Origin of the sequence: Pseudarthrobacter oxydans, from assembly GCF_034258515.1 — a bacterium.
Taxonomy (GTDB): Bacteria; Actinomycetota; Actinomycetes; order Actinomycetales; family Micrococcaceae; genus Arthrobacter.
This window is the reverse complement of record NZ_CP139438.1, coordinates 1,095,776-1,110,345: the sequence shown is the minus strand read 5'-3', so window position 1 is coordinate 1,110,345 and position 14,570 is coordinate 1,095,776. Positions and strand designations below refer to the sequence as shown.

Here is a 14,570-nt window from a genome sequence, read left to right as displayed (position 1 = left end):
TGGGGATAAAACTTCAGGCTGCGTGGGCTCCGAGGATCCGGAGCACGCGGTCGTTGGAGGCGGGGTCGGCCACGGTGATCCGCACGCCGTCGCCCTGGTACGCCCGGACCAGGATGCCCGCGCGGTCGAACGCGTCCACGAGCCTCGCCCGGAGGCCCTCACCGGCGCGGATCCACAGGAAATTGCCCTGGCTCGGCTGCAGTTTCCAGCCCTGGGCCGCGAGTTCCGTGGCCATCCGTGCGCGCTCCCGCTTGACGGCGGCCACCCGCGCTTCCATCTCCTCCCCCGCGTCCAGCGACGCGACGGCTGCCTTCTGCGCCAGCGCGCTCACGGCGAAGGGCAGGGCGGTCCGGCGCAAACCGTCGGCGATTGCCGCCGTCGTAATCGCATAGCCGACGCGCAGGCCAGCGAGGCCGTAAGCCTTGGAGAAGGTGCGCAGGATGCAGACGTTCGGGTACCGGCGGTAGAGCGCCAGGGAATCGGGGCCGCTGCCGGCTTCAGCGTACTCGACGTAGGCCTCGTCGATCACCACCAGGACACTGGACGGCACAGTCTGCAGGAAGGCCTCAATGCGGTCATGGCTGATCGGCACCCCGGTGGGGTTGTTGGGCGTGCAGAGCAGGATGACCCTGGTGCGGTCAGTGACGGCTGCGGCCATGGCTTCGAGGTCGTGCCCCTCCGCCTCGTCCAGCGGAATGCGGACCGGCCGGGCGCCCGCCAGCTCCACCAGGATGGGGTACGCCTCGAAGGAGCGCCAGGCGAACACCACCTCATCCCCGGCGTCGCACAGTCCGGTGATGATCTGCTGGAGGACGCCCACGCTGCCGGGACCCACAGCCACTTCCTCCGCGGTGACGCCGAGGTGCCGGGCGAGCCGTTCGCGGAGTTCGACGGCGGCCATGTCCGGGTAGCGGTTCATCCTGCCGGCCGCTTCGGCCACCGCGGTGACGGCTGCGGGCAGCGGGTCGTAGTGGCTTTCATTGCTGGCGAGGGCTGCGGTGTCCACGCCGGCACCGCGGCGGCCCGGCACGTAGGACGGAAGGCCGGCGACGGCGCCGCGAAGGGTGGGCAGCGCCGCCTCGGGACCGGCCACAAGCTGATTACTGGTCATGAGGTCCGATCATGGGAGTGACCCGGACCACATTGCAAGATACCCTCTAACCATTGGGACTTCTGCTCAACTTCTACTGTGTGTGGTGAAAATATGACCATCGCGAACTCTCGCACCCTGGATTCCCTCGACGGCAGGATCATCCTGGCCCTGGACAAGGATCCCGAAGCCAGCGCCCTGGCACTCTCCCGCACGCTCGGCGTCGCCCGGAACACGGTCCACGCCCGGCTGGCGCGGCTGGAGCGCAGCGGCGCGCTCCGCTCCTTCAGCCGCCGGCTGGACCCCGCCGCGCTGGGCTACGACCTGATGGCCTTCCTGTCGCTCTCGATCAGCCAGACCCGGACAGGCTCGGTGGAGAGCGGACTCGAGGCGATCCCGGAGGTCATCGAGGTCCATGCCACCACCGGGGACGCGGACCTCGTGGCCAAGGTGGTGGCCCGCGACACCGGCGACCTCTACCGCATCACCAACCAGATCCTGGAGATCGAAGGGGTCCAGCGCACCAGCACGGCCATCTCCATCCTGGAACTCATGCCGCCCCGCTACGACGGACTCATCAGCCGGCTGTCGGAACAGGAGGCACGCCCCTCGGACTGACCCTCAGGGTGGCGTCACAACTGGGCAGATTGTCACTGCCAGCGCCTCCTGCTGCCAAAAGTCCCAGCAGGATCCATCGGTATTGCAAACATGAGACGCAGGCCACACGATGCCTGCATGACTACTCTCACCGTCTCCGGCCGCGTGGCGCAGGTCCTCAGCAGCTATGTCAGCGATGTGTTCGGCGTGATGGGCAACGGCAACGTCTACTTCCTGGACGCCGCGGAGAAGCAGGGCCTCCGCTTCTCCCCCGTCCGGCACGAGGGCGCCGCCGTGGCCGCGGCGGACGCGTACTACCGGACGTCGGGACGGCTCGCCGCGGGCACCACCACCTACGGCCCCGGCTACACCAACGCGCTCACCGCCCTGGCCGAGGCGGTCCAGGCGCAGGTCCCTGTGGTGCTGGTCACCGGGGATGCGCCCACCAGCGGCGCCCGGCCCTGGGACGTGGACCAGGCGGCCATCGCCGCGGGCCTCGGCGCGGCCACCTTCACCGTCACCCGCGACGCCGCAGGTGCCGTCACCCGGCAGGCGGTGGAATACGCACTCACCTGGCGCACCGCCGTCGTGCTTGCCATCCCCTACGACCTCGCGGCACTTGAGGCGGCGGACGAGGTACTTCCGGCGCCGCAGGCACCAAAGGTGACGGACGACGTCGACGGCGGCCTTGGGCAGGCAGCCCGCCTGCTCGCCGGTGCCAGGCGGCCGCTGATCCTGGCGGGCCGGGGTGCGCACCTCGCCGGTGCCGGGCCGGAACTCCGCGAGCTCGCCGACCGGCTCGGCGCACTGACCGCCGGCACCGCCCTGGCGCTCAACCTCCTCAACGGCGAGGGGTACCTGGGCGTCGCGGGCGGTTTCGGCACCGACACCGCGGCGGGCCTCATGGGCGAGGCCGACGTGGTCCTGGTGGCCGGGGCCAGCCTGAGCCCGTTCACCATGCGGTTCGGGCACCTGATCGGCCCGGACAGCACCGTCATCCAGATCGACGCCGGCCTGCAGCCCACGCACCCCCGGGTGGACCTGTTCGTCAGCGCGGACGCGAAGGCTGCTGCTTCGCGCCTCTTGGCACTGCTCGACGTCGGGACTGCGACGGGTGCCTGGCGCGCGGAAGCCCGCCGTCGGCTGGCCGAGGGGCCGGGGCACCACCCGGGCTCCGCGGAAACATCGGACGGCCGGCTGGACCCGCGCGCCCTCGCCATCGCCCTTGATGGCGTGCTGCCGGAGCGCCGCACGGTGGTCCAGGACGGCGGGCACTTCGTCGGCTGGGCACCCATGTACTGGAACATCCCGCGGCCCCAGGACCTGGTGATGGTGGGCACCGCCTACCAGACCATCGGGCTGGGACTTGCGAGCGCCGTTGGAGCAGCCCGTGCGCTGGAGGACGGCCGCACCCTGGTGCTGGCCTCCGGCGACGGCGGGTTCCTGATGGGCCTGTCCGACCTCGAATCCCTCATCGGTACGGCTCGAAGCGCGGTTGTGGTGATCTACAACGACGCCGCCTACGGGGCCGAAATCCATCAGTACGGATCGCAAGGCCTGACCGAGAAGCCCATGCTGATCCCCGAGGTGGACTTCAGCGGGGTTGCCCGCGCTTTGGGTGCCGAGTCGGCGATCATCCGCTCGTTGGCCGACCTGTCCGCGCTGCAGGAGTGGATCGACGCCGGCGCCAAGGGCACCTTCGTGGCCGACTGCCGGATCACGTCCAGCGTCCGGGCGCCGTGGCTGAGCGAGTGGATGCAGGCCTCGCAGGCCGCGAAGGCAGCGGTGGCGGGGTAACGACTCCAGCGGCGGGCGGCCCTGCCCGCAGGAACTGGCGGCCCAAAGAAACTCGGTCAGTCCCTTGACATGTCCTTCCAGGGACCTTCAAACTTTCCAATAAAGGATATATACCTATTATCTGCATATATATCTCCGTAATCGTTGAGGACGCTCTGGCACCGCTGCCGCGGCCGACATCACCGATAGTTGGACAGGAATTCCGTGAACGCATCTTCCCGGCAAGGGGCCACCGACGTCGTCGTCGCCGTCGATCAAGGTACTGGGTCGACGAAGGCGATAGCACTTGATTCCCGCGGCCACGTAGTGGCCCGCAGCTCGGTCCCGGTCTCGCGGAAGGATCCCCGCCCCGGCTGGGTGGAACAGGACGCTGTGGAGATCCGGGACAGCGTCCTCAGGGCTGTAGCGTCGCTTCTCGAACAACGGCCGTTGAATGTCATGGCCATTGGACTGAGCAACCAGCGCGAATCCGCTGTGGTCTGGGACCGGCAGACCGGCAGGCCCTTGGGTCCGATGCTCGGGTGGCAGGACCGAAGGACCACGGAACGCGCAACTGCCGCCTTTGCAGAAGGGTGGGGACACGACGTCCGCTCCCGCACCGGGCTCCCTCTTGATCCGATGTTCTCGGCCTTGAAGCTTGGCTGGCTCCTTGACCAGGTCGATCCGGACCGCGCGGGCTGCCGGTCAGGCCGGATAGCCGTGGGGACCGTCGACTCCTGGCTGCTCTTCTCGCTGACGGGCGAACATCGGATCGAGCTAGGCAATGCCAGCCGCACCCAACTACTGAACCTGGAGCGGGCGGAATGGGATGCCGGCCTGGCCGAGCGGTTTGGCATCCCGGAGCAGGCTTTGCCGGAGATTGTCGCCTCTGACCAGGCCTCCGGGCCCCTCAGGGCTCTTCCCTCCCTTCCGCGGGACACGAGAATTCATGCAGTCCTCGGTGATTCCCATGCCGCCCTGTACGCCAACGGTGTCAGGGAACCCGGCCGGGTCAAAGCCACTTACGGCACTGGCAGCTCGGTGATTGCGCTGAGCGGGGCGGCTCCGGCACCTGAGGACGGAGGGCTAGTCCAGACCATCGCCTGGAGTACCGGGAGCCCCGCCTACGCCGTGGAGGGGACTATCCTTTCCACGGGGTCCACACTGATTTGGCTGTCCGAGCTCTTCGGCACGGATCCGTACGGCTTAAGCCGGCTGGCCGCCAGCGCACCCCCGAACTCGGGCTTGGACTTGGTGCCCGCCTTCTCAGGACTCGGTGCTCCCTATTGGGATCCTCAGGCCAAGGCCATCATCAGTGGCTTCGGGCTGGGAACCAGCCAGGCCGAGATCGCCCGGGCTGCCTTTGAATCCATCGCCCTCCAGACCGAAGACGTATTCGCCGAAGTGGCGCGGGCGGCGGGAAAACCTGTCACCGATGTCCTGATTGACGGGGGTCCGGCCCAGAATGACTGGCTGGCCCAGCTTCAGGCGGATCTTTCCCAGCAGGAGATCCTGCGCAACAACGTAGCCGAACTTTCGGCGATTGGAGCCGCCCATCTTGCTGGAGTCGCCCGTGGATTCTGGACAGAGCCGGAGTGCGAAACGCTCAACAGGGACCGCACGGCTTTCGTGCCCTCGCTTACTCCAGAGGAAGCCCGGGCGCGGCGGGAACAATGGGCGCACGCGGTGCGGAGGTCAAGGCTGCGTTCCGCCCTACAGGGACCGTAGCGTCGTAAGCGTCGAGGCTAGAGCGTCTGCCAGCTCACGTCCCTTTGTCACGAAATGGTTGGAAAATTGGTTCCGGTGCTCTTCGTGTTCATGGAAATGATGAGGAGTCAGGACACCCGAGAAGACTGGCACATCCGTTTCCATTTGTACTCTCATCAGGGCCTCCACGACGGTTTGCGAGACGAACTCATGGCGGTAGATGCCTCCATCAACCACCAGGGCAGAGGTGGCAATGCCGTCGTATTTGCCGGAAGCGGCGAGCCTTCGGACCACCAGGGGAATTTCGAAGGCGCCGGGGACCTGATAGGCGTCGACTTCGGCGCCGCCCAGTTCCTTGAGTCGGGCACGAAAGCTCTCGACGGCGCGGTCGACAATGTCAGCATGCCATTGGGCGCTAACGATCGCTACTCGGAAAGAGGAATTGGTGTTGGGTGACAAGAGGGGTGCCTTTCTTCTTGATGTATCAGGAAATACTCTCATCCTGGATCTGCACGGCCGGGACTGCCGGCGCGGGTGGTTGGACATCGCGGTAGCACTTCAGGACGGCGGAAGATGTCTCTGGCCACACGCGCGTGGCCCAGGGCCCGAAATCGACGGTGGACAGCGCTGCACATGCCAAGTCCGCTTCCCGGTCCACCCAGAGGAAGCTCCCTGCCATGCCAAAATGCCCGAACGTGGCCGCAGAGTTCTGCGGACTCGTCCAATGGGGTTCCTTGGTGCCCCGCACTTCGGCGCCGAGGCCCCAGGAGTTCTCGCCATGGCGGCCGAATCCAGGCAGCATCCCGGCCAGCCCCTGGAACTCCACAGAGGACAAGGCGTCCACCACGGAGTTGGAGAGGGTGCGGGGCCGCAGAAGCTCATGGGCGAGCCGGGCGATGTCGCCAATGGGTGCCATGCCGCCTTTTGACGGCGGGCCGGCCAGTGATGTCCGGACCATCCCGAGCGGCTTCAGGACCCGTTCGCTCAGTTCCCTTTCAAAGGACCTGCCGGTTTGGGCACTGAGGTACTCCGCGGCCAGGTCTATGCCCCGGTTCGAGTAGATCCTTCTGGCTCCAGGCTTCGCCCGGACCTTTTCCTCATCGAACCCCACGCCCGAGGCGTGGGCCAGCAGGTGGCGCAGCGTGGATCCCGGGGGACCGGCAGGTGCGTCGAGCGAGGCGGCCCCCTGTTCCACGGCGACCAGGAGGGTAAGGGCGGTGAGCAGTTTGGTCACCGAAGCGAGCCGATAAACGTGTCCTTCGTCGTGGCAGCCCAGCACCCCTTCGGGCCCCACGACGGCGAGGGAGGGGGCGCCCGGCCACTGTTTCAGCTGGACCAGCACGTCGGCGGCCAAGGCCGAAGGCTGGGTGGAGCGGTCAATCATGCTTCCTCTTTCGGTTCTGCAGGGCGGGGCGTCGGGTTTCAGCGGGCCAGAAGGGTTGCGGCTTCCTGGCGGGTGGTGCCGGAGTCCTGGATGCCGTCGGCGATGTGGGCGAGTTCGGCGGGGATGTCCCGGCCCTTCTTCCGCATCGCGGTGGCCCAGAGCCGGCCGGCGCGGTAGGAGGAACGGACCAGCGGCCCGGACATGACGCCCAGGAAGCCGATCTCGTTGGCCTCGTCCTGGAGGTCCACGAATTCCTGCGGCTTGACCCAGCGGTCCACCGGCAGGTGCCGCTCGGACGGGCGCAGGTACTGGGTGATGGTGATCAGGTCGCAGCCGGCCTCGTGCAGGTCCCGCAGCGCCTCGGAGATCTCTTCCCGGGTTTCGCCCATGCCAAGGATCAGGTTGGACTTGGTCACCATGCCCAGGTTCCGGCCCTGCGTGATCACGTCCAGGGACCGTTCGTAGCGGAACGCGGGCCGGATCCGCTTGAAGATCCTCGGCACCGTCTCCACGTTGTGCGCGAAGACCTCGGGCCTGGAGTCGCAGATCGCTTCGATGTGTTCGGGTTTGCCGGAGAAGTCCGGGATCAGCAGCTCCACCCCGGTGCCGGGGTTCAGTTCGTGGATCTTGCGGACCGTTTCGGCGTACAGCCACACGCCCTCGTCCTCGAGGTCGTCGCGGGCCACCCCGGTGACGGTGGCGTAGCGCAGCTGCATGGCCTGGACGGAGCGGGCCACCTTGGTGGGTTCGAACCTGTCCACCGGGGAGGGCTTGCCGGTATCGATCTGGCAGAAGTCACACCGCCGGGTGCACTCGGACCCGCCGATCAGGAACGTGGCTTCCTTGTCCTCCCAGCACTCGAAGATGTTGGGGCAGCCGGCCTCCTCGCACACCGTGTGCAGGCCTTCCTTGTTGACCAGGTTCTTGAGCTGGACGAACTCCGGGCCCATCTGGACCTTGGCCTTGATCCAGTCCGGCTTCCGCTCCACCGGGACAGCCGAGTTGCGCTGTTCAACGCGCAAAAGCTTCCGGCCTTCAGGTGCCAATGTCATTGCAGCACCCCCGAGATTGCTGTGCCGGCTCGGTGGCGTTGAGCGAGCAGCGACAACGCTGCCTGCGCCTCGTGCTGAATCTGGTGGGTGTCCCAGCCGAGGCAGGGCGCCAGGTGCGAGGCTACCTCGTGGGCGAGTTCTGCGGTGACCAGGCCGCGGAAAGCCAGGCTGGTCCGCCGGACAAGGACATCGGCGACGTGGGCTACATGCTCGTGCTTGGCCATCCAGGCCAGCTCACGGACGCTCAGCTCGGCGGTGCTCTGCAGCGGGGCGTCCTGTCCTTGGGCAAGGAACGCCAGGACCTCCGCGGCGCGGGTGCCATAGCGGGCGAGCAGGGTCCGGACCCGTTGGCCGTCCGCCCCCGGCCCGGTGTGCCCGGCGACCCAGGTCTCCATGCCGGCCCGGTCCACGGGGTAGCCCCGTCCTCCCCCGATCGGAAGATCCGCGGTGTTCGCGGAGCGGCCCCGCCCCAGCAAGGAGAGGACATCATCGGCCACATGCTCGGACAATGCACGGAAGGTGGTCCACTTCCCGCCGACCACGCTCAGCACCGGCCGGTCGGTGCCCGGGAACACTGACCGTTCAATGCGGTAGTCGCGGGACACGAAACCCGGGGCGGTGTCATCATGGCGCGGCAGCGGCCGGACGCCGGAGAACGTGTACACGATGTCCTTCCGATCCACCGCCACGGCGGGAAACACATGGCGGATGAGGTCGAAGAAATACTGGATCTCGGCGTCGGTGCAGACGGGTTCGAGGTCCTCCCCCGCGTCCACGTCGGTGGTGCCTACCAGCACGCGGTCGCCTATGGGGTAGATGAGGACAATCCGTCCGTCGCTGTGCTCGAAGAAGATCTCCCGTCCGCCGGTGGCGGCCAGCAGCCCGGGGTTGTCCAAGACGATGTGCGAGCCCTTGGTCCCTCCCATGAACCGCGACGGCGAGCCGAGGGCACCGTTTGTGTTGTCCACCCAGGCGCCGGTCATGTTCACGACGATGTCCGCGGTGAAGGCGAATTCCTCCCCGGTGAGCTCATCGCGGAGCCGGGCGCCGCCGTCGTCCGCCCCGACGAGGGACACATAGTTGGCAGCACGCGCATGCGACCCCGCCTCAAGCCCGTCCCGGAGCACGTCCAGGGTGAGCCGCTCGGGATCATGCACCGAAGCGTCGAAGTACGTCGCCGTGTACTTGACGTCCGCACGCAGGGCCGGCAGCTCCGCCAGGGACCGCTTGCGTCCGACGAACCGGTGCCGCGGCACGGTCCCGCCGCGGCGGGAGAACGCGTCGTAGAGGCTCAGGCCCACCTTCACCAGGAGGGCCCCGCGTTCCTGCGGTTTGCCGGAACGGTGCGTGAAGAAGCGCAGCGGGGCGTTCAACAGCCCGGAGAATGTGGAGAACACCGGGATGGTGGTCTCCAGCGGCTTGACGTAGTGCGGCGCGATGCGCAGGAGCCTGTTCCGCTCGACAACCGACTCATGCACCAGCCGGAATTCGCCGTTCTCAAGGTACCGGATTCCGCCATGGATCATGTGGGATGAGGCCCCGGAGGCGCCCTGGCAGAAATCGCCGCGCTCCACGAGCGCCACGTCGACGCCCTGCAGCGCAAGGTCACGGAACGTGCCAACGCCGTTGATGCCCCCTCCCACGATGAGGACACTCGCCTGCGGATGGTCCGCCAGGGCTCGGACAGTGGCGCGGACGGGGTGGTCAGTGGACACGGGAGGCTCCTGACAGGCTGTAGGACGAACGGGAGTGAAGGTGGTGCGTGGCGCGGCACGCTGTGGACTGGAGGTGGCCGGGGGGTGCACTGGCCTGGAGCATTGGCATGAGGGTGCCGACCAGGGCTTCGCGGACGTCTTCGACGGTGGCCCCGGGTACTGCATCTGCGACGCAGCCCACGGATTCGGGGCGGAAGTCGAGCCCCATGAGCGAATATGCCTCTCCCAGGGCCGTCCGCGCCTGACCTGCGTCCTCGACCATGACGACGGCGCTGAACAGGTAGCCGTGCTTCGTGAGGCGCTGCCCTGTCCCGACCAGCTTGGCGCGGGCGGCGTCGTTGACGCTGAACTCCCCGGTGCAGTATTCGCCGGGTACCGCCCCTACCCGGGCGTCCACCCCAAGCCCCCGCAGAGCCAACGCGGCGGCCTCGCCGAATGCCTCGAACCGCTCACGGATCGATGACCGGGCGTCCGGGTGTGGTGCCCAGAGGTGGACCACGAGGTCTCCGGGGCCGTATACCGCGAGGTGCCCACCTACCGGCCTGATGATTGGCGCATAGCCGCGCGCCGCCAGGACGGCGCATGCTTCCCGGTAGCCGGCGCCGATGGAGTCACGTCGGCTGAAGGCTGCCGTGGAGAGCGGCCGGGAAAAGTTGAGTTCTCCGCCTGCGGCACCGGGAAGGGAGGCAAGGCTGTTGGCGATGAAATCCATATCCTCGCAGCCGGGTCGCGGCCGCGGGTCGCGCACCGGGCGGACGGCCCCGGAGCCGAAAGGCGGGTGCGCGCCCGTCACGTCGCTCCGGGACCAGGATTGCGCCCCGTCACCGTCCTCACAGCGTCGCACCATCCGGCGTAGAGCTCCTCACGCCGGTCCGCGGCCATCACCGGTTCGAACACCCGGTCGATCTGCCACCCGGTCTCCAGGTCGTCGCGGCTCCAGAGGCCGGCGCCCATGCCGGCGAGGTGCGCGACGCCCAGCGCTGTGCGCTCGAGTTCGGTAGGGCGGAGTACCGGGATGCCGAGAATGTCCGCCTGGAACTGGCACAGGAGGTTGCTGCGCGCGGCGCCGCCGTCCACCTTGAGCTCGGGAACAGGGTTTCCCCCAGCCACGAGCACGTCAATGTTGTCCCGTGTCTGGTAGGCCATGGCCTCGATGCCTGCGCGAACGATGTGCTCAGCGCTGCTCTCCAGCGTGAGTCCGACGATGCTCGCTTTGCTGTCCCTCGACCAGTGCGGTGCGCACAGGCCCGCGAAGGCGGGCACGATGTAGACGCCCCCGGTGTCCTCCACCCGGCGTCCCAGTTCCTCCAGGTCGGTCTCGGCGGTCAGGATACCCAGGCGTTCCCGCATCCACTGCAGCGTCTGGCCGCAGTGGAAGACGACGCCCTCGATCTCGTAGGCGGTGGCTCCCCCTGCCGTCCAACCCACGCTCGCGGTGAGGCCGTCCAGGATGGCCGGCGTCGGACCGCTGTTGGCCGTGAGCACACCCGCCGTACCATAGGTGTTCTTCACGGATCCGGTCCCGAAGCACGCCTGCCCGAACATTCCGGCCTGCTGGTCGCCCATGATGGCCATGACGGGCACGCTGGACGTCCCCGGAAGGCCTACGTTGGCGGGCCGCATGTCACCGAAGTGGGAGTCGGACGGGAGCGCAGAGGGCAGCAGGCGTGCGGGGATGCCGCAGGCCTCGACGAGCTTCTCGTCCCAGTCCACGGTCTCCAGGGAGAAGAGCGCCGTCCGGGACGCCTCGCTGTGGTCCGTGAAATGCGAACGGCCACCGGTCAGCTGCCACAGCAGCCACGTGTCCACCGTCCCGGCCGCAAGTTCGCCCCGCCCGGCGCGCTCCTGCACGCCCGGGACGTTCTCAAGAACCCACGCCAGCTTGGCGGCACTGAAGAACGAGTCGTTGAACAGGCCTGTCCGCTGCCGGAACTCGTAGTCCAGGCCGTCCATCCGCCACCGCTGCACGATCGCGTCCGTCTGCTTGGACATCCACATGATGGCGTTGTGGACAGGCTCGCCGGTCCGCCGATCCCACAGGAGGCAGGATTCCCGATGGGTAGTGATGCCAACCGCGGCGAGATCATCGGTGGTCGCTCCGACCTTTGCCATGACGGCCTGCATGCTGTTCCGCTGGGCCTCCCACAGCGCCATGGGATCGAGTTCGACCCACCGCGGCTTCGGAAACAGGGGGGTAACCGGATGGCGGGCCTCCGCTACGATCCTGCCCTCAAGGGAGACGAGGACCGCGCGTGCGCTCGTCGACCCTTCGTCGAGTGCCAGGACGTACCGGGGGCTCACGGTGTGGAGCCCTTTACTGCGGGCCGGTCCTCCGCGGCGCGGGTGGGGACGGCGAGCCGTTCCAGCCACTCGCGGTAGCCACGGATTTCTGCTGCCTGCCGGTCCTCGTCCCAGCCGCATTCGGCGCCCATGACGGCAGCAGCCCGCCCGGCCGCGTCGAGGCCATGCCCGGGCTCGAACGCCAACAGCATCCGGCGGGCAAGGACGTCCGTGAGCGTCTTTGCGAACTCATACCGTACCGCCAGGAGAATCTCGGCCTCGAGTGCGCCCGTCCCGGGATCCAGAACGGGAAGGCCGACGACGTTCCCGCCCGCCTGCGCGACGACGTCGAGCGCACGTGTCCCGTAGAGGGCAAGGAGCCGGTCGACCGTCTTGCCCGCCAATCCTTTCCCGCGGAGGGCGAGGCGCACCTCCTCGAAATCCCCGGCCGCGCCAGGCAGGGGAAGGTTTGCCGTGACGCACTTCGGGCTCTTTCGCCCGAGCCGCTTGAAGGCGTCATTCACCGCGTCCTCGGCAAGCTGCCGGTAGGTGGTGAGCTTCCCGCCCACCACCGTGATGAGGCCGGGGAGATCCGGGGCGTGGTCGTGGAGGACATGGCTCCGGGGAATCTCCCACTCTTCGACATCAGGCGCGTACGGCAGCGGGCGGACGCCGGAGTAGGTGAAGAGGACGTCTTTCGGCGTCAGGTGGGCACCCGGAATGAGTTCGTTCACCTCGCCGAGCAGGTAGTCCATCTCGTCGGCGTCGCAGCGCGCCTCGCCGGGATCGGCGTCGAAACGGAGGTCCGTGGTTCCAATCAGGTACCGGCCCATCCACGGAATCACGAGGACGAGGCGGCCGTCGGTCTTGGACTCGTAGTAGACCACGTCGTCCGGGGCTCCGGGGAAGCGGTCCACGATCAGGTGGCTGCCCTTTGTGCCCCCGTTAAGGCGGGGCTGCGCAGGCGCGCCCCGGCGGAAGATCCGGTCGATCCAGGGGCCGGCGACGTTGAGGACGATCGGTGCGCGGACCTCGTGCATTTCATCGGTCAGGGTGTCCCGATAGCGCACCCCCACCACCCGCCCTCCCTCGAGGATGGGCTCTTCCACCCGCGCCTTCGTCCGGATCACGGCGCCAGCGCCCGCAGCCGCGATGGCCACCTCGGTGCAGAGGCGTTCCGCGTACTCCACCTGGCCGTCCGTGAACACAACTGCGCCGCGGAGACCATCGGGCGAGATGCCCGGGAAGCGGCGCAGGATCGCATTGCGGTCGAGGACTTCGTGTCCCTGGGTCTTCTTGTCGAAGGACAGTGCATCATAGAGGAACATGCCGATCCGGATAAGCCAGGCCGGCCGGCGGCTGTGCGAGCTCAGCGGCATGATGAGCCGCAGCGGCTTGACGAGATGGGGCGCGAGGCGGAACAGGAGCTCCCGTTCCCGCAGCGATTCGCGCACGAGCGCGAAGTCACGGTGCTCAAGGTACCGAAGCCCACCGTGGACAAGCCGGCCCGACCACGCGGAGACTCCGCTGCAGATGTCGTCCTGCTCCAACAGGACGACCCGCAGGCCCCTGACGGCCGCATCGCGGGCGATCCCCAGGCCATTAATGCCTGCTCCGACGACGACGACGTCAAAAGGGGTGGTGTACTCCTCCATTGCCGCTTCCTTCCTCTTCCACAGCGCTGTAGAATAAATATTTATCATCTGCATTTCCATTTACGAGTTTCCAATCCCCGGGTCTGCGTGTCAAGGGGGACCTAGGATGGGAATGGAACGAAAGGAGCTGGCCAATGACCGATGTCGACGGGCAACGGCTAATGATCAAGGTCGCGCGTCTATACCATACGCACGAGATGCGCCAGACGGACATCGCCAAGCGGCTTCAGATCTCACAGTCCCGGGTTTCCCGGCTTTTGGCCCAGGCGGAGGATGCCTCGATCGTACGCACGGTCGTCGCTGTTCCGCAGCATGTTCACGCCGAACTTGAGGAGCGCATCGAGTCGATCTACGGGCTCAGTGAAGTCCACATTGTCGACGCAGTGAGCGATGACGAGACGGAGCTGGGCAAGGATCTGGCCCACACCATGGCCGCCCTCCTCCACGACGTTGCGTTCGAAGTGCACACGATTGCGCTCACCTCGTGGAGCAAGACGATGCGCCTCATGATCGACGTCATGCTTCCGATGCGCACGCGCTGCAAGCACGTCATCGAGACGCTGGGCGACCTCGGCCCGCCCGCACTGCAGCACGACACAGCGAGGTCCACCCAGCAGTTCGCGGCACTCACCGGCGCACAACCCGTCTTCCTTCGGACGCCGGGCGTGGCAGCGAGCCCTGAGATGAAGGACCTTCTGCTCAGTCGTGACCCGCACGCCCAGAAGGCGCTTGAGATGCTCGACTCCGTGGACCTGGCACTGGTGGGCATCGGCGCCGACGAGATCGACCCCGACCTCCGGCCGGGTGACAATTTCTTCACAGACGAGCAATACGCCCATGTTCGCGAGCTGGGGGCGGTAGGAGAGGTATGCCTGCATTTCCTGGACGCTGACGGGAATCCGATCGACTCCGAGCTCGAGGACCTGGTGGTAGGCATCACCCGGGAGCAGCTCAAGAGTGCCCGCCACCGGTGGGCCGTCGCCGGCGGGGCCCGCAAGCACCGTGCCATCAGGGCAGCGGTCGCGGGCGGGTGGGTGGACACGCTCGTGACCGATTCTGCAACCGCCCAGTTCCTGGTCGATTCAGCTCCCGCCGCGCTGCAGGGGGCCCGGGAAACACCTCCCGCCAAGGGCAATACGCGGCGCCGCATGTCGGCGTCAAAAGCCTGAGGCACCGAAAGCACCGGGCAGCTATTGACAAGACTGTGACGCACGTCCCATGATCGATTGCATATTCAATTGACGTGCGCATAACGATTCATAAATCCGGCTTCTGCCGCTGAATCGGCGCCGCCACGCCGTCCGTCAGGAGTTA

Annotated in this window: 12 protein-coding genes; 4 read left to right on the top strand and 8 right to left on the bottom strand. The window is 67.3% G+C overall.

The annotated features are described in order from the left end of the window. Positions 1–13: 13 nt before the first annotated feature. Positions 14–1,111 (bottom strand): histidinol-phosphate transaminase, encoded by a 1,098-nt coding sequence (hisC, locus tag SMD14_RS05100; RefSeq protein WP_321215552.1) that lies wholly within the window; start codon positions 1,109–1,111, stop codon positions 14–16. Between the two features lie 93 nt (positions 1,112–1,204). Here hisC and SMD14_RS05095 point away from each other — a divergent pair, with 93 nt between their 5' ends. The 3 genes from SMD14_RS05095 to SMD14_RS05085 all read left to right on the top strand — a co-directional run bounded on the left by SMD14_RS05095 (position 1,205) and on the right by SMD14_RS05085 (position 5,191). Next, the gene (locus SMD14_RS05095; RefSeq protein WP_321215551.1) at positions 1,205–1,708 is read left to right on the top strand and encodes an Lrp/AsnC family transcriptional regulator; all 504 of its coding nucleotides are present in this window, start codon (positions 1,205–1,207) and stop codon (positions 1,706–1,708) included. Between the two features lie 117 nt (positions 1,709–1,825). Next, positions 1,826–3,484, top strand: coding sequence for a thiamine pyrophosphate-binding protein (locus SMD14_RS05090; RefSeq protein ID WP_321215550.1), 1,659 nt, complete (start codon positions 1,826–1,828; stop codon positions 3,482–3,484). 204 nt (positions 3,485–3,688) lie between these two features. Further along, positions 3,689–5,191, top strand: a complete 1,503-nt coding sequence (locus SMD14_RS05085; protein ID WP_321215549.1) for an FGGY family carbohydrate kinase — start codon at positions 3,689–3,691, stop codon at positions 5,189–5,191. Here SMD14_RS05085 and SMD14_RS05080 read toward each other — a convergent pair. The 7 genes from SMD14_RS05080 to glpD form a co-directional block, all read right to left on the bottom strand. Further along, on the bottom strand, positions 5,177–5,629 hold the full coding sequence (locus tag SMD14_RS05080; protein ID WP_231754800.1) for a 6,7-dimethyl-8-ribityllumazine synthase: 453 nt from the start codon (positions 5,627–5,629) through the stop codon (positions 5,177–5,179). The genes SMD14_RS05085 and SMD14_RS05080 overlap by 15 nt on opposite strands. Positions 5,630–5,654: 25 nt before the next feature. Then, entirely contained in the window at positions 5,655–6,554 is a 900-nt protein-coding gene (locus SMD14_RS05075) for a serine hydrolase (protein ID WP_157238885.1), read from the bottom strand. Between the two features lie 38 nt (positions 6,555–6,592). Continuing rightward, positions 6,593–7,606, bottom strand: coding sequence for a lipoyl synthase (gene lipA / locus SMD14_RS05070; protein WP_321215548.1), 1,014 nt, complete (start codon positions 7,604–7,606; stop codon positions 6,593–6,595). Beyond that, on the bottom strand, positions 7,603–9,321 hold the full coding sequence (locus tag SMD14_RS05065; protein ID WP_409339708.1) for a glycerol-3-phosphate dehydrogenase/oxidase: 1,719 nt from the start codon (positions 9,319–9,321) through the stop codon (positions 7,603–7,605). Before SMD14_RS05065 ends, lipA begins: the two co-directional genes overlap by 4 nt. After that, entirely contained in the window at positions 9,311–10,033 is a 723-nt protein-coding gene (locus tag SMD14_RS05060; RefSeq protein WP_321215547.1) for a lipoyl protein ligase domain-containing protein, read from the bottom strand. Before SMD14_RS05060 ends, SMD14_RS05065 begins: the two co-directional genes overlap by 11 nt. 77 nt (positions 10,034–10,110) lie before the next feature. Continuing rightward, positions 10,111–11,622 (bottom strand): glycerol kinase GlpK, encoded by a 1,512-nt coding sequence (locus tag SMD14_RS05055; RefSeq protein ID WP_321215546.1) that lies wholly within the window; start codon positions 11,620–11,622, stop codon positions 10,111–10,113. After that, positions 11,619–13,256, bottom strand: coding sequence for a glycerol-3-phosphate dehydrogenase (gene glpD, locus SMD14_RS05050; RefSeq protein ID WP_321215545.1), 1,638 nt, complete (start codon positions 13,254–13,256; stop codon positions 11,619–11,621). The genes SMD14_RS05055 and glpD overlap by 4 nt, the downstream gene beginning before the upstream one ends. 134 nt (positions 13,257–13,390) lie before the next feature. On the opposite strand from glpD, the gene SMD14_RS05045 reads away from it, so the two are divergent. Beyond that, positions 13,391–14,425, top strand: a complete 1,035-nt coding sequence (locus tag SMD14_RS05045; RefSeq protein WP_321215544.1) for a sugar-binding domain-containing protein — start codon at positions 13,391–13,393, stop codon at positions 14,423–14,425. The last annotated feature ends 145 nt before the right edge of the window (positions 14,426–14,570 follow it).